Source organism: Massilia sp. TS11, assembly GCF_022012445.1.
GTDB lineage: Bacteria > Pseudomonadota > Gammaproteobacteria > Burkholderiales > Burkholderiaceae_D > Telluria.
The window spans coordinates 323,209-342,132 of record NZ_JAKLTS010000001.1 but is presented as its reverse complement, the minus strand read 5'-3'; the positions used below and the strand labels follow the sequence as shown (position 1 = coordinate 342,132).

17 protein-coding genes are annotated in these 18,924 nt (G+C 63.8%); 3 read left to right on the top strand and 14 right to left on the bottom strand.

Annotated elements, in window-relative coordinates; genetic code table 11:
• Nucleotides 1–14 precede the first annotated feature (14 nt).
• The 3 genes from LZ005_RS01530 to LZ005_RS01520 form a co-directional block, all read right to left on the bottom strand.
• Nucleotides 15–1,607, bottom strand: a complete 1,593-nt coding sequence (locus LZ005_RS01530) for a ShlB/FhaC/HecB family hemolysin secretion/activation protein (RefSeq protein ID WP_237803968.1) — start codon at nt 1,605–1,607, stop codon at nt 15–17.
• A gap of 128 nt (nt 1,608–1,735) precedes the next feature.
• Complete coding sequence (locus LZ005_RS01525; RefSeq protein ID WP_237803965.1) at nt 1,736–4,033, bottom strand: CHASE2 domain-containing protein; 2,298 nt, start codon at nt 4,031–4,033, stop codon at nt 1,736–1,738.
• A gap of 10 nt (nt 4,034–4,043) precedes the next feature.
• Entirely contained in the window at nt 4,044–5,666 is a 1,623-nt protein-coding gene (locus tag LZ005_RS01520; protein WP_237803962.1) for an HD family phosphohydrolase, read from the bottom strand.
• Nucleotides 5,667–5,797: 131 nt separating this feature from the next.
• Between LZ005_RS01520 and LZ005_RS01515 the strand changes: the two genes are divergently transcribed.
• Nucleotides 5,798–6,688, top strand: a complete 891-nt coding sequence (locus tag LZ005_RS01515) for an MBL fold metallo-hydrolase (protein WP_237803959.1) — start codon at nt 5,798–5,800, stop codon at nt 6,686–6,688.
• 8 nt (nt 6,689–6,696) lie between these two features.
• Nucleotides 6,697–9,033, top strand: a complete 2,337-nt coding sequence (locus LZ005_RS01510) for an ATPase, T2SS/T4P/T4SS family (protein ID WP_237803956.1) — start codon at nt 6,697–6,699, stop codon at nt 9,031–9,033.
• 19 nt (nt 9,034–9,052) lie between these two features.
• Here the strand turns inward: LZ005_RS01510 and LZ005_RS01505 are convergent, their stop codons facing one another.
• From LZ005_RS01505 to rpsF, 11 genes are all read right to left on the bottom strand, one after another.
• On the bottom strand, nt 9,053–10,003 hold the full coding sequence (locus tag LZ005_RS01505) for an alpha/beta hydrolase (protein ID WP_237803954.1): 951 nt from the start codon (nt 10,001–10,003) through the stop codon (nt 9,053–9,055).
• 51 nt (nt 10,004–10,054) lie between these two features.
• Nucleotides 10,055–12,133 carry a S9 family peptidase gene (locus LZ005_RS01500; RefSeq protein WP_237803952.1) on the bottom strand — a complete coding sequence of 693 codons (2,079 nt, stop codon included), beginning with the start codon at nt 12,131–12,133 and terminating at the stop codon, nt 10,055–10,057.
• An 82-nt stretch (nt 12,134–12,215) separates the two neighbouring features.
• Nucleotides 12,216–13,226: an inorganic phosphate transporter gene (locus LZ005_RS01495; protein ID WP_237803950.1), complete on the bottom strand. Its 1,011-nt coding sequence runs from the start codon at nt 13,224–13,226 to the stop codon at nt 12,216–12,218.
• Nucleotides 13,227–13,249: 23 nt separating this feature from the next.
• On the bottom strand, nt 13,250–13,876 hold the full coding sequence (locus tag LZ005_RS01490; RefSeq protein WP_237803948.1) for a DUF47 domain-containing protein: 627 nt from the start codon (nt 13,874–13,876) through the stop codon (nt 13,250–13,252).
• 33 nt (nt 13,877–13,909) lie between these two features.
• The gene (locus LZ005_RS01485) at nt 13,910–15,295 is read right to left on the bottom strand and encodes a replicative DNA helicase (RefSeq protein WP_237803945.1); all 1,386 of its coding nucleotides are present in this window, start codon (nt 15,293–15,295) and stop codon (nt 13,910–13,912) included.
• Between the two features lie 110 nt (nt 15,296–15,405).
• The gene (locus LZ005_RS01480; RefSeq protein WP_237803943.1) at nt 15,406–15,888 is read right to left on the bottom strand and encodes a hypothetical protein; all 483 of its coding nucleotides are present in this window, start codon (nt 15,886–15,888) and stop codon (nt 15,406–15,408) included.
• Between the two features lie 65 nt (nt 15,889–15,953).
• Complete coding sequence (locus tag LZ005_RS01475) at nt 15,954–16,400, bottom strand: SRPBCC family protein (protein ID WP_237803941.1); 447 nt, start codon at nt 16,398–16,400, stop codon at nt 15,954–15,956.
• Between the two features lie 109 nt (nt 16,401–16,509).
• Nucleotides 16,510–16,962 carry a 50S ribosomal protein L9 gene (gene rplI, locus LZ005_RS01470; protein WP_237803939.1) on the bottom strand — a complete coding sequence of 151 codons (453 nt, stop codon included), beginning with the start codon at nt 16,960–16,962 and terminating at the stop codon, nt 16,510–16,512.
• A 30-nt stretch (nt 16,963–16,992) separates the two neighbouring features.
• Nucleotides 16,993–17,283 carry a 30S ribosomal protein S18 gene (rpsR, locus tag LZ005_RS01465; RefSeq protein ID WP_237803937.1) on the bottom strand — a complete coding sequence of 97 codons (291 nt, stop codon included), beginning with the start codon at nt 17,281–17,283 and terminating at the stop codon, nt 16,993–16,995.
• Between the two features lie 29 nt (nt 17,284–17,312).
• Nucleotides 17,313–17,606: a primosomal replication protein N gene (gene priB / locus LZ005_RS01460; protein WP_237803935.1), complete on the bottom strand. Its 294-nt coding sequence runs from the start codon at nt 17,604–17,606 to the stop codon at nt 17,313–17,315.
• Nucleotides 17,607–17,623: 17 nt separating this feature from the next.
• Nucleotides 17,624–18,010 carry a 30S ribosomal protein S6 gene (rpsF, locus tag LZ005_RS01455; protein ID WP_237803933.1) on the bottom strand — a complete coding sequence of 129 codons (387 nt, stop codon included), beginning with the start codon at nt 18,008–18,010 and terminating at the stop codon, nt 17,624–17,626.
• A gap of 181 nt (nt 18,011–18,191) precedes the next feature.
• Between rpsF and lexA the strand changes: the two genes are divergently transcribed.
• A complete protein-coding gene (lexA, locus tag LZ005_RS01450; protein ID WP_237803931.1) occupies nt 18,192–18,833 on the top strand; it encodes a transcriptional repressor LexA in 642 nt (213 codons plus the stop codon).
• Nucleotides 18,834–18,924: the final 91 nt, after the last annotated feature.

The window sequence follows — 18,924 nt, the reverse complement described above, 5'->3', positions numbered from 1 at the left end:
CTTCCCCATCCCCGTCAGTAGGAGAGACCCAGCCTGATATGCAATTTATTTTTGTCCGTGCCCAGGATCGCCCCCCGGTGCAGGATATGGCCAAAGTCGAGCTGCAGATTGATATTGTCAGCAACAGCAAAACGGACGCCCAGACCAGCCGAGCTGATCGTCGAATTCCTCAGTTCACCGGCCAGCGCGTGGCTGCGGCGCGCATAGGCGCCGTCCATGAAGGCCACGATGCGGCACTGCCAGCCATTGCGCGCGGCGCAATAATTGGGCGAGTAGGCTTCCAGATTGGCCTGCACGCCCGAGTCATTGGCCATCTCGCGTTCGCCGAAGCCGCGCACCGAGGCGGCGCCGCCGGCGCCGAACTGCTCGCCCGGAATCAGCGCATCGGGCGAGTACTGGCCGGTCAGCAGCGCGCGCACCTGCCAGTCGCCGTCGAGGGCGCGCGTGGTGGCGGCCGAGAAGCGCAGCACATTGAAGGCGGCCTTGGCGCCGAGGCGGGTCAGATTGAAGTCCTCGGCCGCGCCCTTCTTGCCGCCGGGGATGTTGTGGGCCAGGGTCAGCGACAGATTGCTCTCGCCGTTCTCATGCATGTAGGCGGCGTTGTAGGCGACCGAGAGCGGATGCACGGTGATGTCATTGCCAAAGTTCTGGCCGCTGAAAATCACGAAATTCTTGAAGGCCTTGTAGTCGATCCCGTAGGACAGTTTCTGCTCGAGATTGCCGCGCTTGATCAGGGTCTGGTTGTAGCGCGCGCCATACACCGAGCCCTTGCCGCTGACGGCCAGATTGATCAGGCCGGCCGTGATCGTGCCCGAGTCCACATTCGAATAGCTGCCGAACAGGTCGATCGAGTCCCCGAGTTCGTACAGCGGCAGGTGGTAGCCGGCGCCCCAGACGCTGACCTGGCTCGGCTTTTCGAGCGTGGTCGTGTACTGCAGGCTGGCCACATGGTCGCGCCCGAACAGATTGGCGTGCTGCAGCACGACCGAGGCGTGGGTCTTGCCCGTGCCCTCGGTCCCCGTGTTGTCGAAATTGCCCGAGACCTTCCAGGCGCGCTCGTCGGTGACGTCGAGCACGGCATCGACCTCGTCGTCGGCCTCGGCCGACTGCATCTTCATCACGATCTTCTTGGCCGGGTTTTCATTGGCCAGCTTGATGGCGGCCGACACGGCCGGCAGATTCGGCGTCTGGCCTTCCTTCAGCGGCGGCAGGCTGCGCCGGATATTGGCTTCGTCGAACACATCATTGCCACGCACCTTGACGCGTCCGATCTTGGTCTCGACCACCTTGAACTGCACCTTACCACTTGTCAGCTCCTGCTCGGGCAGTTCGATCTGCACCATGCGGTAGCCGAGATCGTGGTAGACCTTTTCCAGCGCCTCGAGCGCGCGCTGGACATCGCCGAAGTCGCGGCGCGGCCCCGTGAAAGGCGTCAGCACCGCATCGATCTTGGCCTGGGGCAGCAGCGTATTGCCGGTGACGGTGAAACCGCTGAGGTCAAAGCGCACCACATCGTCGGCCTCGGCAGGCGGCGACTGGGCCCAGGCCGCGGACACCGCGGCCGACAAGACGGATACCGCCGCGAGGCGGGCAATGCATCGTTTCATAGGATTGCGCGTGGATGGTGAACTGGCAAGCTTGGCCATAATTATCCGAAGTGTAATCCCCTTTGCGGAATAAATTGACTCGGAGCAGCACTAATTTTTTCTTAAATAGTGCCGCCCAGAAACCATTGTTACTTCGTTTCAAATTTGGTCACGCCATCCCAGTCCGCGCCCGGCGGATCCTCGCGGTAGACAGCAATGCGTTCGAGGAACAACTGGTACAGGCCGCAGGGCCGTTCGGCCTGCAGCGCGTGCAGACTACGCTCGGCCTCGTCCCAGCGCTGCTGGCGCACCAGGGCCAGGGCCGCATGCCAGCGGCCGATCTCGGCGATGACCTCGGGGCCGAGCTCGCTGGCCTTGCCGACCGGCTCGAAGATCGCGACCGGCTCATGCTTGCCCTTGACCCGCACCAGATCGAGCTCGCGGTAGACAAAGTCGGTGGCCGCATGTGCGGTATTTTCACCACAGCAGATGCCCACGCCATAGACCTTGGTGATGCCCTCCAGGCGCGAGGCCAGATTGACGGCGTCGCCCATGACCGTGTAGGCCTTGCGGATGGCCGAGCCCATGTCGCCCACGTGCATCATGCCGCTGTTGACGCCGATGCCGATCTTCAGCTCCGGCCAGCCGCGCGCGATGAACTCGGCATTGAGGCGGTGCGCCGAAGCCTGCATCAGCAGGGCCGTGGCGACGCCGCGCGCCGCATGGTCGGCAAACGGCACCGGCGCGCCCCAGAAGGCCATGACGGCGTCGCCGATGTACTTGTCGAGCGTGCCGCGGTAGGCGCTGCGGATGTCCTCCGACATCGCCGTCAGGTAGATGTTGATGTACTCGCGCAGCTCCTTCGGCGACAGGCCTTCGGAAATCGTGGTGAAGCCGCGCACGTCGACGAACATCACGGTCAGCTCGCGCGATTCGCCGTCCATATTGTATTTGTCGGGGTCCTCGGCCATCACCTCGACCAGCTCGGGCGCCACGTATTCGCCGAAGCGGTTGACCAGGGCCTTGCCCTTGCGCACCTCGAAGAAATAGCCCCAGGCCTGATTCAGCAGGAACAGGCTGAACACCAGCAGCAGCGGCATGCTCATGTTGAACAGCAGGTCGAGCTTCAGGTATTCGTAGCTGTTCAGGCCGATGATGGCCAGCAGCGCAATGCCAGTCGCGGCCACGGCGCGCAGCGGCGCCAGGGTGGCCAGCAGGATCGCCATCAGCAGGCCGACCAGCAGAATCTCGAGCGTCTCGATCGGCCAGGCCAGGTAGTGGCGCACCTTGAACTGCTGGTCGAGGATGGACTTGATGATATTCGCGTGGATCTCGACACCGGGGAATTCCTTGTTGACCGGGGTCGCCCGCAGATCGACCAGGCCGGCCGCCGTGGTGCCGACCAGGACGATGGCGCCCTTGAGCTGGGCGGCCGGCACGCGTCCGTGCAGCACATCGGTGGCCGACACATAGCGGAAGGCGCCGCCGCCGGGCCAGCCATTGCCGCGGTACTGGATATTGATCGTCATGCCCTCGCCGACCGGAATCGGCAGCGAGCGGATCGGCCCGTTCGGCTGGCGCGGCAGGTAGATCTGCACATAGTCGTAGCCGCCGGCCGCCAGCGCGCTCTGCGACATGGTGTCGGCCGCCTCGGCCAGCACCGGCTTGATGGCCGTGGCCTTCAGATACGAGGCCGCCACCGCCAGCGACAGCGAAGGATAGTAGGCCTCGCCGACCTGCTGGATCAGGCCGGCCGTACGCACCAGGCCGTCGTTATCGGTGACCACCGAAAAGCTGCCGGCCCCGCCCGCAAAGCGCTGCAGGCGCGCGATATTGGCCTCATAGCCTTCGGCGTTATAGGCCAGCACTTCGCGCCCGTTCAGATCCTCGCTCGTGAACAGGGGCTTGGGCAGCACGCCCTTCTTCTGGTCGGGCGAGAGCGAGAAGCCGAGGATCACCGGCAGGCCCTGCATGGCATTGCCGAACAGGCCGTCGTAGTCGAGGGCCGGGCGCAGGCTGTCGAGCTTGTCGCGCAGCAGGCGGTCGTCCTGCAGCTCGGTGCGCGACAGGCGGTCCAGCACATTGAAGCCCGAGCTGGTGTCGGGTTCGGGGAAGGAGACGTCGTAGCCGAGCGTGGCGATCTGGTATTTCTCGAACAGGGTCGTCACCAGCTGGGCGTGGATATTCCGGCTCCAGGGGAAGCGCCCGATCTCGGTCAGGCTCTTGCTGTCGATGTCGACGATGACGATGCGCGGTTCCAGGTGGGCCGGTTCGAGGCGCATGCGCAGACCGGCGATGCCGCTGTCCATGCGGTCGACCACATCGAGCGGCAGCCAGCCGCCCGGATGCAGGGCCGCCGCCAGTGTGAGAGCGAGGCCGATGGCCCAACGCCAGCCATACTTACCAAGGGTTTTCTGCCAGGACGCTGGGATCAGGCGCACGTTCATTCACTCCATGTCAGGGTTGATAGCCGGGGATCTGGGATTCGTCGACCGCATCGATCTGGCGCGGGTCCATATTCTTTTCGGCGAACTGCAGGTACACCTTCTTGCGGATGAAGATGTCGAACAGGTCCGGATCGATGTGGCCGTTCAGGCTGAAATTGCCGAGGATCTTGAGCGACTCGGACAGGGTCTTGCCCTTCTTGTAGGGACGGTCGCGCGCGGTCAGGGCCTCGAAGATGTCGGCCACCGCCATGCAGCGCGCCTGCACCGACATCTGCTCCTTGGTCAGCCCGCGCGGATAGCCCTTGCCGTCCATGCGCTCGTGGTGGCCGCCCGCATATTCGGGCACATTCTTCATGTGCTTGGGCCAGGGCAGCGATTCGAGCATGCGGATCGTGACCGAGATGTGGTTGTTGATGATCTTGCGCTCGGCATCGGTCAGGGTGCCGTACTTGATGGTCAGGTTGTTGAGCTCGTCCTCGCTGAGGAAGTCCTGCTCGACGCCGTCGAAACCGCTCCAGCGGCGGCGGCCGATGGCGCGCACGCGCTCCTGGTCGGCCGGCGACATGCCCTCCCCGCCCACATTGCACTTGCGCAGAAATTCGCGTTCCTCGCGCAGCGCCGCCTGCTCCTCGGCCAGCGCGCGCTCGAGCGCGGCGCGGTCCGCCCCCGGGGCCAGCATGGCTTTCAGAGCCCGGACCTCGGCCTCACGGATCAGCACTTCAAAGCGGGTGTCGACCGTGTGGATGCGGTCGTAGATGGTTTCCAGCTTGGTCGCCTTGTCGACCACGTGCACCGGGGTGGTGATCTTGCCGCAGTCATGCAGCAGACCGGCCAGCCACAATTCCTTACGGTCGGCCTCGGTCATGCGGAAGTCCTTGAGCGGGCCTTCCTCGACGGCACTGGCGGCCTCGGCGATCATCATCGTCAGTTCCGGCACGAACTGGCAGTGCCGCCCCGTGTAGGGCGACTTCTCGTCGATGCCGATATTGATCAGGTTGACCAGGGCCAGCAGCAGTTCCTCGAGCTGGGCGATCAGGTTCTTGTTGGTGATCGCCACGGCCGCCTGGGCGGCCAGGGCCTCGATGAAGCGCTGGTCCACGGCCGAGAACGGCACGATCTCGTTCGTTTCCGGGTCCTTGGCATTAATCAGCTGCAGCACGCCGACCAGGTTTTCCTCGTGGTCCGTCATCGGCACCGTCAGGAAGGACTGCGAGTGGTAGCCGAAGTTCTGGTCGAACTGGCGCATGCCATTGAAGTTGAAGACGTCGGCCTGGTAGACGTCTTCGATATTGACCGACTGGTTGAAGTTGGCCGCATAGGCCGCCACCGACTGCAGATTCTTGTGGCCGTTCTCGTCGAACAGGGGCACGGGCGGAATATTGATCGGATTGCCCGAGGTACCGCCCTGGTGGATCTTGAGCGTTTCGTTGATCGAGATATGGAAGCACAGGCTTTTCTTGTCCGCGCTCGGCTGGTACAAGGTGCCGCCATCGGCATGGGTCAGGGCGCGCGCCACCATCAAAATACGTTCCAGCAAGGTGGTGGTATCGCGGCTGGTTCCCAGGGCCACGCTCAATTCTGTCAGATGGTCCAGGCGCGTGGCGATCTGGCTCGGATTCAGTTCTTGTTGCATGGGATGATGGCGATCTGATAATTACCTAAGTGTAACGAGTCTACCACCACCAATGTGAAATTCCCAATCCACAATGATGCAAAACGGGCTATCATCTAGCCAAAAAAACACACTGTTTGTGGGGGACGGGAATGAAATTCAAGTTCTGGGGGGTGCGCGGGTCGATTCCCTCACCGGGACCAAGGACGGTTCGTTATGGCGGTAATACGACCTGCATCGAGGTGGTGTCCGACAACGGCACCCTGATGATCCTCGACGGTGGTACCGGCCTGTTCCAGCTGGCGCAGAATCTGATGAGCCGGCGGCCTGTGCACGCCAATATCTTTATCACCCACAGCCACTGGGACCATATCCACGGCCTGCCCTTTTTCACGCCCCTGTTCCTGGTCGGCAGCCGGGTGCGCCTGCATGGCGCGGTCGACCCGATCACCGGCAATGGCATCGAGCATGTGATGGGCGTGCAGCTGCAGAACAGCTATTTCCCGGTCAGCGAAGCCCAGATGGACGCGACCATCGAATACCAGACGCTGCAGTTCGACACCCCGATCCAGGTCGGCGACTGCGAAGTCAATAACGTGGTGATGAACCACCCGGTCACCAATCTCGGCTACCGCATCAGCTGCAATGGCAAGTCGGTGTTCTTCACCGGCGACCACGAGCCCTATTACAACCTGTATCCCGAGGGCGACGAGCGCCACGCCGCCTACGCCGCCCACATGGCCGAGCGCACGGCCGCCATCGACGCCCGCATGCAGGGGGTGGACGCGCTGATCGTCGACTGCTCGTACACGCGCGAAGAATACCCGTCCAAGCAGGGCTGGGGCCACGGCACCTTCGATGCCGCCTTCGCCACCGCCCTGCGGGTCGGCGCCAAGCGCCTGTACTGCACCCACCACGAACCCACGCGCAGCGACGACGAGCTCGAAGCCGTGTTCGCCGACGTCATGGCCCGCCACCAGGGCCAGCTCAATGGCTTGCAAGTCTTCCTGGCCCACGAAGGCCTGGAAGTCGATCTCGGATAGGACCACCCATGAATGAGGACAATGACCTGCGGCTCCAGTACTTCAAGAAGCTGCAGGCCGTTACCAACAAAATCCATGCGACCAATAATCTGGACGAGATCATGCTCGATCTCGGCATGGAGTTCTGTGATCTGATCAATTGCGACCGCTTCACCCTGTATGCCATCTCGCCCGAGAAGGACTACATCATCTCCAAGGTGAAGACCGGCCTGACCTCCTTCCGCGACCTCAAGCTGTCGATCTCGCCGTCCTCGATTGCCGGCTTCGTGGCGCTGACGCGGCGCACGGTCAACATCAGCGATGTCTATGACGAGGCCGAACTCAAGCGCCTGTCGCCCGAGCTGAATTTCCAGCGCGGGGTCGACCAGCGTACCGGCTACCGCACGCGCGAGATGCTGGTGGCGCCGCTGATCTCGGTGCAGTCGAACGAAGTGCTGGGCGTGGTCCAGTTCATCAACAACCGCGCCGGCGGGCCGTTCGGCACCCTGCACATCGACATCGTCAAGGAATTGTGCGAGACCTTGTCGGTCGCCTTCGGGCAGCGCATGAAACCGCCCCAGGTCGTGCGCACCAAGTACGACGGCCTGGTGCAGGACGCCCTGCTCTCGCCGGCCGAGCTCGACCTGGCCGGGCGCACGGCGCGCAAGCAGGACGTCGACATCGAAGACGTGCTGATGGCCGACTACAACATCAAGCTCGAGATGCTCGGCCAGTGCCTGTCCAAATATTTCGGCGTGCCCTACGAGCCCTTCAAGTCGGAGCGCGTGAAGCCGCTCGAATTGCTGAAGAACCTCAAGCACCAGTACGTCGAAGAAAACCAGTGGCTGCCGCTGGAAGAGACGGCCGAGGGCCTGCTGGTGCTGGCCACCGACCCCGAGCGCGTGGCCTCGAGCCGCATCGTCAGCCAGATTTTCCCGCGCGCCAAGAAGATCAGCTATTGCGTCAGCACCCGGCGCGAATTCAAGCAGACGGCCGACCTGTTCTACGGCGTGGCCGTCGACAGCGGCGGCTCGGTCAATGAACTGCTGCTCGGCCTGGAAGACAGCGGCGAGGACAGCGAGGCGTCCGAGCAGGTGTCCGAGGCCGTCGAGAACGAACTCGTCAAGCTGATCAACAAGATCATCATCGACGCCTACCGCCAGAACGTTTCCGACATCCATATCGAGCCGCAGCCGGGCAAGGGCAAGATCGGCATCCGCTTCCGCAAGGACGGCTCGCTCGTGCCCTACATCGAGATTCCGGGCAGCTACCGCAGCGCCCTGGCCGCGCGCATCAAGATCATGTGCGATCTCGATATCTCCGAGAAGCGCAAGCCGCAGGACGGCAAGATCAAGTTCAAGAAATTCGGCCCGCTCGACATCGAGCTGCGCGTGGCCACGATTCCGTCCGCGGGCGGGGTCGAGGACATCGTGATGCGGATTCTGGCGGCCGGCGAGCCGATCCCGCTCGACAAGCTCGGTGTGCTGCCCTTCAATCTGGGCCGCCTGAAGAGCGCGATCGAAAAGCCCTACGGCCTGTTCTTCGTCTGCGGCCCGACCGGTTCCGGTAAGACGACGACGCTGCACTCCGTGCTCAATTACCTGAACACGCCCGAGACCAAGATCTGGACAGCCGAAGACCCGGTCGAGATCACCCAGAAAGGTCTGCGCCAGGTGCAGGTCAACCGCAAGGCCGGGCTCGATTTTGCGACCGTGATGCGGGCCTTCCTGCGGGCCGACCCCGACATCATCATGGTCGGCGAGATGCGCGACAAGGAAACCGTGGCGACCGGTATCGAAGCCTCGCTGACGGGCCACCTGGTGTTTGCCACGCTGCACACCAACAGCGCGCCCGAATCCATCGTGCGTCTGCTCGACATGGGCATGGACCCGTTCAACTTTGCCGATGCCCTGCTTGGGATTCTGGCCCAGCGCCTCGGTAAGCGCCTGTGCGGAAGCTGCAAGGAAGCCTACCATCCGGACGAGCAGGAGATTCAGCATCTGCTCGACGAATACTGCGAGGAGCTGCTCAACACCTCGCACTTCCTGGCCGACAAACAAGGCGAGCGCGAACGCGTACTCGACGGCTGGAAGCAGCGCTATGCGGACAAGGACGGCCAGTTCACGCTCTACCGCGCGGTCGGTTGCGACCAGTGCAACAAAGGCTATCGCGGCCGCGTCGGCCTGCACGAGCTGATGCTCGGCAGCGACAAGGTCAAGAAGCTGATCCAGGAGCACTCGCGCGTGGCCGTGCTGCTGGCCGCCGCGCTCGAGGACGGCATGCTGACGCTGAAGATGGATGGCATCGAGAAAATCCTCTCCGGCATCACCGATATGAAGTGCGTGCGCGCCGTCTGCATCAAATAAAGCGCCGGCCGCGCCCGCATCAATTCGACGCTGGGCCCAATTCGCTATTCAGGAAATTCACGACAGCGGGCATCAGGGCCGGATCGAGCGGCAGGCTGGGATCGCGGTAGGCCGGCAGGTTCTGCGCCGGGTCGCTGATGTGCTTGAGCACATGATTCATCTGCGGCACCAGCACCAGCCGGGCGCGCGGCTGGGCGGCGGCGAGGCGCTCGGCATCGGCCGGCTGCACCTGCAGATCGGCCGTGCCCTGCACGATCAGCACCGGCAGCTGCAGCTTCTTCAGCTCGGCGGCGGGGTCGTAGCGGAACCAGGAAATCAGATAGGGCTGCACCGAGGGACGGTAGAGATTGGCCAGCTGCGGCAGCGGCGCCGGGCCTTCCTGCCCGGCTTCGAGCGCGCGCACGAAGGCATCGTGGCGCGCCGCGTCGTCCGCGCTCAACTGGCGGGCCAGCTGGGCGCGCAGCAGGTCGCCGGCGCGCTGGCCGGAACCGGAGACGCTGATCAGCGCCGCCACCTTGGCCTGCTGGGCCGCCAGCGTCACGATCAGCGCGCCTTCGCTGTGGCCGAGCAGCACCACCGGCCCGAAGCGCCCGTCCTGCTGCAGCCAGCGCAGCCAGCCGAGCGCATCCTGCACGCTGTGATCGAAACGCATCAGACTCTCGGGCATGGCGGCGCCGCGGCTGGCGCCGACACCGCGCTTGTCATAGCGCAGCACCGCATAGCCGGCCGCTTCCAGCGCCTGGCCGAGCATCTTCAGGCTGTCATTGCGCCCGGCCACGAGCGAATTGCCATCGCGGTCGGTCGGCCCCGAGCCGGCCACGATCAGCACCACGGGCGGATGCGCGCGCGCCGGCACCTGCAGGGTGCCCGCCAGCTTGCCGGTCGGCGTGACCAGCTCCACATTCTGCTCAGCCGCCGCCGCCACCATCGGCAGCACCAGACCCAGCAGCAACCCCCAGCGTTTCAGCATCTGCCCTCCCCCCATCGTGCGGCCGGCTTCATTCGACTCTGAGGTTTGGCATCAGAGGTATTTGGCCAGCCAGGCTTGCAGCTCCTTGTAGAAATAGCGGCTGTTCTCGCCCTTCAGAATCCAGTGGTTTTCCTCGGGGAAGACGATCAGCTTGCTCGGCACGCCCAGGCGCTGCTGGGTCGCAAAATTCATCAGGCCATTGTTGAGCGGCACGCGGAAATCGAGCTCGCCAAACGTGATCAGGATCGGGGTCTTGAAGCCCGTGCCTTTCGCGTGGTTCCCGGCCAGCATCACCGGGCTCTGTTCGGTCCAGACGGGCGCCTTGGCCCAGACCGGACCGCCGCTGTTGACCTCCCGGTTCCACACGCTGTCGCTGGTGCCCCACTGCATCACCAGATCCATCTCGCCCGCATGCGAGACGATCGCCTTGTAGCGCGTGGTGGTCGCCTGCAGCCAGTTGGCCAGGTGGCCGCCGTAGCTGGCGCCGGCCGCGGCCTGGCGGCTGCCGTCGATAAACGGATAGCGCTTGATGGCTTCGTCTGCCGCCTGGTTGAGGTCGTCTCCGGGGCCCTTCAGCGGGTCGAACTGGATGGCGCGCGCATACGCTTCGCCATAGCCGGTCGAGCCCTTGTAGTCGGTCAGCAGCACGACATAGCCGGGCTGGGCCAGCAGATGGTAGTTCCAGCGGATGACAAAACTGTCGCGCCACATATTCGCGGCGCCGCCGTGGATGATGTGCAGCAGCGGGTACTTCTTGTTCGGATCGAAGCCGGCCGGCTTGACTAGCATATTGTGCACCTGGCGCCCGTCGGCGGCCGTGAACCAGAAGTGCTCGGGGCCCTGCCAGTCGATGCTGGCGGCGCGCTCGGTATTGAAACGGGTCAGCTGCTTGGGGCCGCCGTCGAGGCGGAAGATCTCGGGCGGATTGACGGCCGATTCCCAGATGCCGACCACGGCCTTGCCACCGGCGTCGATCCCGCCCAGCACGCCGGTCGCGGCCGAGGGTTCCTCGCGCAGGCCGCTGCCATCGTAGTTCATCGAATACAGCTTCTCCAGGCCCGCGTGCTCGTAGCTGAACACGATGCGCTGGCTGCCGGCCGGCAGCACGTAGTTCGAGATCGAACGGTCAAGCGTCGGCGCGACCAGCTGGGCCGGCTTGCCATTGATCGGCCAGCTGAAGCGCACCAGGCGGCTCAGGTCGTACACCTTGCCGGCTTCGTTGGCATTGCGCAGGGCGAACAGGCTCTTGCCGTCGGCCGTGAAGCGCAGGCCGAAATAGGAGGCGCCGTCCGCGGTCAGGCGCTGCGGCTCGCCGCCGCTGGCGCCGACCAGATACAGCTGGGCCGGCACTTCGGCGCGCGCGGCCTCGTCGCGCGTGGTGGCGGCCGTGAACAGCACGCTCTTGCCGTCCGGCGTCCAGCTCGCTTCAAGTTCCTTGCCATCGTCGCCGGCGCCGCCGAAGCCCGCCAGGGCCGCCAGCTTGCTGCCGGCCAGCAGATCGCGCGCGGCCGCGCCCGGCGTGGCGTCCATCACGAACAGGTGCACGCGCTTGTCGTCGAGCCAGTGATCCCAGAAGCGCGGCGGGAAAGACTCGTAGGCGCGCGCATTGTACTTGCGCTCCTTGCGCTCCTTGGCCGCCGCCTTGATCGCGGCCTCGGTCGCGGCCTCGGGATAGACATCGCTCTGGAACAGGATCTGGCGGCCGTCCGGGCTCCACTTGGGCTTGCGCGCGCCCAGGGTCAGCGTGGTCAGGCGCTGGGCTTCGCCGCCCTGGGCCACGTCGATCACATACAGCTGGGCTTCCTCATCGCCCTCGCGCTTGGCGACGAAGGCCAGACGCTTGCCATCGGGCGACCAGGCCAGACCGCTCTCGCCGCCCTTGCTGAAGGTCAGGCGGCGCGCCGGGCTGTCGTCGTTCAGGGACTTGAGCCAGACATCCGACCATTGCTCCTTGCTGTCGTAGGCCGGAGCCGTGACCGAGAAGGCGGCCCACTGCCCGTCCGGGCTGGCCACGGGCGCGCCCAGGCGCTGCATCAGCCACACGTCCTCGTGGGTGATCGGGTGTTTGTCGGCGGCCCAGGCCGGGGCCAGGGCAAAGGCCAGTGCAAGGCTGAGGATGCTCCGTTTCATGCGCGCTCCGATATGTATCAGGGATTCAAAAAACAAAAGAGGCCCACAGGGGGCCTCTTGCAGGTGATGGCGACGCTGCCGCTCACAGGATATGGGTGCCGATCCACCAGGCCACGGCGGCCATGAAGGCCGAGGCCGGAATGGTCAGGATCCAGGCCCAGACGATATTGCCGGCGATGCCCCAGCGCACGGCCGAGGCGCGCTGGACCGAGCCGACCCCGACGATGGCGCCGGTGATCGTGTGGGTGGTCGAGACCGGGATGCCGAAGGTCGAGGCGATCAGCAGGGTGATGGCGCCGCCCGTTTCGGCGCAGAAGCCGCCGACCGGTTTGAGCTTGGTGATCTTCTGGCCCATGGTCTTGACGATGCGCCAGCCGCCGAACAGGGTGCCGAGCGAGATCGCCACATAGCAGCCGACGATGACCCAGTCGGGCGGCATCTTGTCGCTGGCCGGGGTCACGCCGGCGGCGATCAGCAGCAGCCAGATGATGCCCATGGTCTTCTGCGCGTCGTTGCCGCCGTGGCCGAGCGAATAGCTGGCGGCCGACAGCAGCTGCAGGCGGCGGAACCAGCCATCGACCTGGCGCGGCGGGGTGCGCACGAAGATCCACGACACCAGCAGCATCATGATCGAGCCGAGCAGCCAGCCGAGCAGCGGGGCGACGACGATGAACACCACGGTCTTGACCAGGCCGGCCGAGATCAGGGCGCCGGTGCCGGCCTTGGCCACGGCCGCGCCGACGGTGCCGCCGATCAGGGCGTGCGAGGACGAGGACGGAATCCCGTAGTACCAGGTGATCACGTTCCAGAAGATGGCCCCGACCAGGGCGCCGAAGATCACGTACTGGTCGACCACCTCGAGGTGCACGACGCCCTTGCTGATCGTGGTGGCCACGTGCAGGCCCATGAGCCAGATGGCGATGAAGTTGAAGGCGGCGGCCATGGCCACGGCCGTCTGCGGCTTGAGCACGCCGGTCGAGACCACGGTCGCGATCGAGTTGGCCGCATCGTGGAAGCCGTTCATGAAATCGAACAGCAGGGCCAGGAAGACCAGCAGGCCCAGCACGTAAATGCTGATTTGTAGGGTTTGCATATGTTCTTCTTGTGGGCGCCCGCTCAGGCGTTTTCGACGATGATGCCTTCGATGATATTGGCCACGTCCTCGCAACGGTCGGACACGGTCTCCAGGATCTCGTAGATCGCTTTCAGCTTGATCAGGGTGCGCACGTCCGGCTCATCGCGGAACAGTTTCGACATGGCGGCGCGCATCACGTGGTCGGCGTCCGACTCGAGGCGGTCGATCTCTTCGCAGATGCCGACGATCTGGCGCGCATTGTCCATATTGTGCAGCAGGGCCACGGCCTGCTGGACCTTCTCCACGCATTGCAGCGAGAGCTCGGCCAGGCGGCGCGTTTCCGGCGTCACCGACTGCAGGTCGTACAGGGAGATGGTCTGGGCGGCGTCCTCGTACAGGTCGAGGATGTCGTCCATGCCGGTGATCAGCTTGTGGATGTCGTCGCGGTCGAGCGGCGTGATGAAGGTCTTGTGCAGCAGATCGACGGTCTGGTAGGTGATCTTGTCGGCTTGTTTCTCGATGCCTTCGATGGCGTGGGTACGGCTTTCCAGGTCATCGAAATTGGTCATCAGGGCGACCATTTCCTTCGCGCCCTTCACGCACAGATCGGCGTGCTGGTTGAACAATTCAAAGAACTTGCCCTCGGTGGGCATCAAGCGTCCAAACATGGTTTTCTCCGTTGTGAAATCGTAGCGGGCGCTTTAGTCGCCCTGGTAAATCGACAGATTACCGCTGTAGTTACCGAACTTCGTGTACGCACCGATCCAGGTCAAGCGAACTGCGCCGATCGGGCCATTACGCTGCTTACCGATAATGATCTCCGCCGTGCCTTTGTCCGGGGAATCCGGGTTATAGACTTCGTCACGGTAGAGGAAGATGATCACGTCCGCATCCTGTTCGATTGCGCCCGATTCGCGCAGGTCGGACATCACGGGGCGTTTGTTCGGCCTTTGTTCCAGCGAGCGGTTCAGCTGGGACAGGGCGATCACGGGGCAGTGCAATTCCTTGGCCAGACCCTTGAGCGAGCGCGAGATCTCGGAGATCTCGGCGGCGCGGTTGTCGCCCGGCTGGCTGCCCTGCATCAGCTGCAGGTAGTCGACCACGATCAGGCCGAGCTTGCCGCACTGGCGGGCCAGACGGCGCGCGCGCGCGCGCATCTCGATCGGGTTCAGGGCCGGGGTTTCGTCGATGAAGATCTGGGCGTCGTTCATCTTCTGGATGGCATTCGTCAGGCGCGGCCAGTCCTCGTCGATCAGCTTGCCGGTACGCAGGCGGTGCTGGTCAAGCAGGCCGACCGAACCGAGCATACGCATGGCCAGCTGGACGCCGCCCATCTCCATCGAGAACACGGCCACCGGCAGGCCGGCTTCGACGGCGACGTTCTCGGCGATGTTCATCGAGAACGCGGTCTTGCCCATCGACGGACGGCCGGCCACGACCACCATGTCGCCCGGCTGCAGGCCCGAGGTCATGCGGTCGAGGTCGACCCAGCCCGTGGGCACGCCCGTGATCTCGCCCTGGTTGTCGCGCGAATACAGTTCATCGATGCGCTCGACCACCTGGGTCAGCAGGGGCTGCACGGCCAGCCAGCCCTGGGCGCCGCGCGCGCCCTCTTCCGCAATCGCGAAGATCTTGGCCTCGGCCGCGTCGAGCATCTGCTTGACGTCCTTGCCCTGCGGGTTGAAGGCGTCGGCGGCGATCTCGTCGGCCGCCGTGATCAGGCGGCGCAGGATGCTGCGGTCGCGCACGATCTCGGCATAGCGGCGGATGTTCGCAGCCGAGGGCGTGTTCTGCGCCATCGCGTTCAGATACTGGAGGCCGCCGCATTCCTCGGCCTTGCCGAGCTGAACCAGGGCCTCGTAGACCGTGATCACGTCCGCCGGTTTGCCTGAGTTGATAAGCCGAATCATCTGTTCAAGGATGATGCGGTGATCGTGCCGGTAGAAGGCAGAGGCAACGGTGAAGTCGGCGATGCGGTCCCAGGCAGCGTTGTCGCGTAGCAGGCCGCCGATGACGGACTGCTCAGCTTCAATGGAATGCGGTGGGATGCGCAGGTTGTCGACTTGCGTATCGGTGGGGAGATTCATGGCGCGCACATTATACCTGCTCCAGATCAAGTCACCACAGCCAAAGCTATGTATGTGCGCCTTGGACTTGAAAATCTTTCACGCGCGATATTTGAACAGCCGTTCACATATCAGCGCGCGGCCGAGGCCTGGACAGCCGGGCGGCTCAATTCGGCAAACAGGGTATTGGCCTTGGGCGCGGCCGAGATCACATGCAGGCCATACAGGCGGCAGGAATTATCGGGGTAGCCAAGCAGGCTGAAGAAGACCTGGCCGAGCACCGAGGACTGGGCCGAGAAGCTCATCACCTGCATCTGGCGCGTGCCCTCGCCGCGCTCGGCCTCGATGGCCAGCTGCACATGCTGCTTGGGGAATTGCTGCAGACTCGTGATGCGCAAGTCCTTGAGGCGGCCCAACGCATGGAAGGCGGCCGCCACCTGACGCCGCATCGGCGTGCGGTCGGCATTCGCCCCCAATTGTTCGGGCACGATCATGTCGGCCAGGGCCTCGGGCTGGCCGGCGCTGGCGGCGCGCATCTGTTCAATGCCGCAGGCCTGGGCCGAGCCTGCCAGCAGGGCCGCCGTCAGGGCGAGCAGCGTGATGGACTTGTTCATGCTGGTAGTCTAGACCACGGCGGCGCTGCACCAAAGCCCGAATACGCGCCCCTTTGCCGCGCTGATCAGCCGGGAATGTCGGGTTCGACCAGCTGGCCGAGCTGGATCAGCGACTCCTGCCAGCCCAGGTAGCAGGCGGCGGCCGGAATCGCCTCGGGCACGCCGGCCTGCTCGATCTGGATTTCCGTGCCGCAGATCACTGGCTGGAGGCGCACGGTGACCAGCATCTCGCCCGGCAGGCCAGGGTCGTCGAAGCGGTTGATGTAGCGGATGCAGACACCGGGCGTCAGCTCCAGGTATTCGCCGCTGAAGCTGTGGCTGCTGCCGGTACCGAAATTGGTGAAGGACATCTGATAGCCGCCGCCCACGCGCGCATCCATACTGTGCACGGTGCCGCTGAAGCCGAACGGCGGCAGCCACTTGAGCATGGCGGCCGGGGTGATGAAGGCGCGGTAGAGTTTATCGGGCGTGGTTTTGAACACGCGCTGCAGTCGGATCGTCTGGCCTGCCATGCTGCGCCCTCCTCGGGGAACGGTGGATCGGACTTGCATTCTATGCAAACGCGGGACGAAAAAAAAGCCGGGACGAACCCGGCTTTCTTGATGCCAATGTGGCGCTGGCTTAGGCAGCTTCGCCCACGACGGCGATGGTGATGTCGACCACCACGTCGGTGTGCAGCGACACAGCGACCGGGTGCTCGCCCACGGTCTTCAGCGGGCCGTTCGGCATGCGGATCGCGCCTTTTTCGACGGCAAAGCCTTGCTGGCCGAGGGCCTGGGCGATGTCGTAGTTGGTCACGGAACCGAACAGACGGCCGTCGACGCCGGCTTTCTGAGCGATGGTCACGGTCATGCCGGCCAGCTTTTCGCCTTGGGCCTGGGCAGCAGCCAGCTTCTCAGCGGCGACTTTTTCCAGTTCGGCGCGCTTGGCTTCGAACTCGGCCACGGCGGCCTGGGTGGCGCGACGGGCTTTGCGTTGCGGGATCAGGAAGTTACGGGCGTAGCCGTCTTTCACTTTCACCACGTCACCCAGGTTACCCAGGTTCACAACTTTTTCCAACAGAATGATTTGCATAATTTTTCTCCAGGTTCTCTGTACCGCGAATTAAGCGTGGTGCAGATCGGTGTACGGCAGCAGGGCGAGGTAGCGGGCGCGCTTGATGGCGGTGTCCACTTGGCGCTGGTAGTGCGCCTTGGTACCGGTCAGGCGTGCCGGCATGATCTTGCCGTTTTCCTGGATGAAGTCTTTCAGCGTGTCGACGTCTTTGTAGTCGACCTGTTCCACGCCAGCGGCGGTGAAACGGCAGAATTTCTTACGCTTGAACAGCGGGTTTTGCTGTTTGCGCTTTTCTTTCAGTTTCAGCTTGTTCTTGTCCATCTTTTTACCAAATGCCATTTTTGGCTCCTAATCTCAGGGGGCGCGCGTCAGGCGACGGCGCGAAAATCAATGATGTGAAACACCAGGCTCTTGCTATTGCGATTCTTCTTGGCTAAGAAACCCGTGAAGTCGTAAGCCACGCCCAGTTCTGCTTGGCCGAACCGTCCGGCGATTTCGCCCGCTGCGACAGCGGTGATCTCGAATTCGGTGGTCCGGGCCACACCGGCTTCCGTCTGCTGCGATTGATGCTGCAGGATCGCAGACACAATCGGGATACCAGCCGGGGTGTAGCGCAGAATGTCGCGCTCCAGAATCTGGGCGCGAACGGCTAACTGGTTCACGCGTCCTTGGTCACCAATCAGGCCGCAGGAGCAGCAGCGGCAGCGGCCGCTTCAGCACGGTGGCTCTTGGCGGCGTCTTCGCGCTGCACCGATTTCATCATCGGCGACGGAGCGGTTTCGGCCTTCTTCATTTTCACGGTCAGGTGACGCAGCACGGCATCGTTGAACTTGAATGCGGTTTCCAGCTCGACCAGGGTCTCGTTGTCGCACTCGATGTTCAGGCAGATGTAGTGAGCTTTCGGCAGCTTCTGGATCGGGTAAGCCATTTGGCGGCGGCCCCAATCTTCGACGCGGTGCACGTTGCCGCCGCGCGAGGTCACGGTGTTCTTGTAACGCTCGATCATGGCAGGCACTTGCTCGCTTTGGTCCGGATGGACGATAAAGACGATTTCATAATGACGCATATAACACTCCTTAAGGACGTTTAACTAATCGCCCACCCCGGCGTCAACTCAGGTGTGGGAAGGGAAAGCCCGCTATTGTACCCCGCTTTCGGCTGCAACTCAATCCCCTGCATATTTCCCTTGCAAAGTGGCGAATACTGTATAAAAATACAGGACATCCTGACATCATCGGAAAGCGCGCATGATCAAGCTGACTCCTCGGCAAGAGCAAATCCTCAATCTGATCAAAGAAGCCATTGAAAACACCGGCTTCCCGCCGACCCGGGCCGAGATCGCGGCCGAGCTGGGCTTCCGTTCGGCCAATGCGGCCGAGGAGCACCTGCAGGCGCTGGCGCGCAAGGGCGCGATCGAAATTTCGGCCGGCACCTCGCGCGGCATCCGTCTGCTGGGCGCAGCGGCCGAGTCGCTGGCCAGCAGTGTGCCGCTGCCCCCGCCCAATCTGATGAGCCTGCCGCTGGTGGGCCGCGTCGCGGCCGGTTCGCCGATCCTGGCGCAGGAGCATGTCGAGACCACGTATGCGGTCGACCCGGCCCTGTTCTCGGCCAAGCCCGACTACCTGCTCAAGGTGCGCGGCTGGTCGATGCGCGATGCCGGCATCAATGATGGCGACCTGTTGGCCGTCAAAAAGACCGACAGCGCCAAGAACGGGCAGATCGTCGTGGCGCGGCTTAATGACGAGGTCACGGTTAAACGCTATCAGCGTAGTGGCGGTGTGATCGAGCTGCTGCCCGAGAATCCGGATTTCAAAGTGATTCGGGTCGAAGACGGCGACGATTTCGCGCTCGAGGGTCTGGCGGTCGGCTTGATGCGCACTTGGCATTGATGCGCTGGGCGCGGGTCTGAAGACTCGCCCTACTCCATGGCACTCGGCTTGGTGCGCATTTGGCATTGATGTGCTCAACGCGGGTCTGAAG

Excerpts from the sequence above, each read along its gene's own strand:
- LZ005_RS01530 (WP_237803968.1), bottom strand. The coding sequence starts at position 1,607 with ATGAAACGATGCATTGCCCGCCTCGCGGCGGTATCCGTCTTGTCGGCC.
- LZ005_RS01525 (WP_237803965.1), bottom strand. The coding sequence starts at position 4,033 with ATGAACGTGCGCCTGATCCCAGCGTCCTGGCAGAAAACCCTTGGTAAG.
- LZ005_RS01520 (WP_237803962.1), bottom strand. The coding sequence starts at position 5,666 with ATGCAACAAGAACTGAATCCGAGCCAGATCGCCACGCGCCTGGACCAT.
- LZ005_RS01515 (WP_237803959.1), top strand. The coding sequence starts at position 5,798 with ATGAAATTCAAGTTCTGGGGGGTGCGCGGGTCGATTCCCTCACCGGGA.
- LZ005_RS01510 (WP_237803956.1), top strand. The coding sequence starts at position 6,697 with ATGAATGAGGACAATGACCTGCGGCTCCAGTACTTCAAGAAGCTGCAG.
- LZ005_RS01505 (WP_237803954.1), bottom strand. The coding sequence starts at position 10,003 with ATGCTGAAACGCTGGGGGTTGCTGCTGGGTCTGGTGCTGCCGATGGTG.
- LZ005_RS01500 (WP_237803952.1), bottom strand. The coding sequence starts at position 12,133 with ATGAAACGGAGCATCCTCAGCCTTGCACTGGCCTTTGCCCTGGCCCCG.
- LZ005_RS01495 (WP_237803950.1), bottom strand. The coding sequence starts at position 13,226 with ATGCAAACCCTACAAATCAGCATTTACGTGCTGGGCCTGCTGGTCTTC.
- LZ005_RS01490 (WP_237803948.1), bottom strand. The coding sequence starts at position 13,876 with ATGTTTGGACGCTTGATGCCCACCGAGGGCAAGTTCTTTGAATTGTTC.
- LZ005_RS01485 (WP_237803945.1), bottom strand. The coding sequence starts at position 15,295 with ATGAATCTCCCCACCGATACGCAAGTCGACAACCTGCGCATCCCACCG.
- LZ005_RS01480 (WP_237803943.1), bottom strand. The coding sequence starts at position 15,888 with ATGAACAAGTCCATCACGCTGCTCGCCCTGACGGCGGCCCTGCTGGCA.
- LZ005_RS01475 (WP_237803941.1), bottom strand. The coding sequence starts at position 16,400 with ATGGCAGGCCAGACGATCCGACTGCAGCGCGTGTTCAAAACCACGCCC.
- rplI (WP_237803939.1), bottom strand. The coding sequence starts at position 16,962 with ATGCAAATCATTCTGTTGGAAAAAGTTGTGAACCTGGGTAACCTGGGT.
- rpsR (WP_237803937.1), bottom strand. The coding sequence starts at position 17,283 with ATGGCATTTGGTAAAAAGATGGACAAGAACAAGCTGAAACTGAAAGAA.
- rpsF (WP_237803933.1), bottom strand. The coding sequence starts at position 18,010 with ATGCGTCATTATGAAATCGTCTTTATCGTCCATCCGGACCAAAGCGAG.
- lexA (WP_237803931.1), top strand. The coding sequence starts at position 18,192 with ATGATCAAGCTGACTCCTCGGCAAGAGCAAATCCTCAATCTGATCAAA.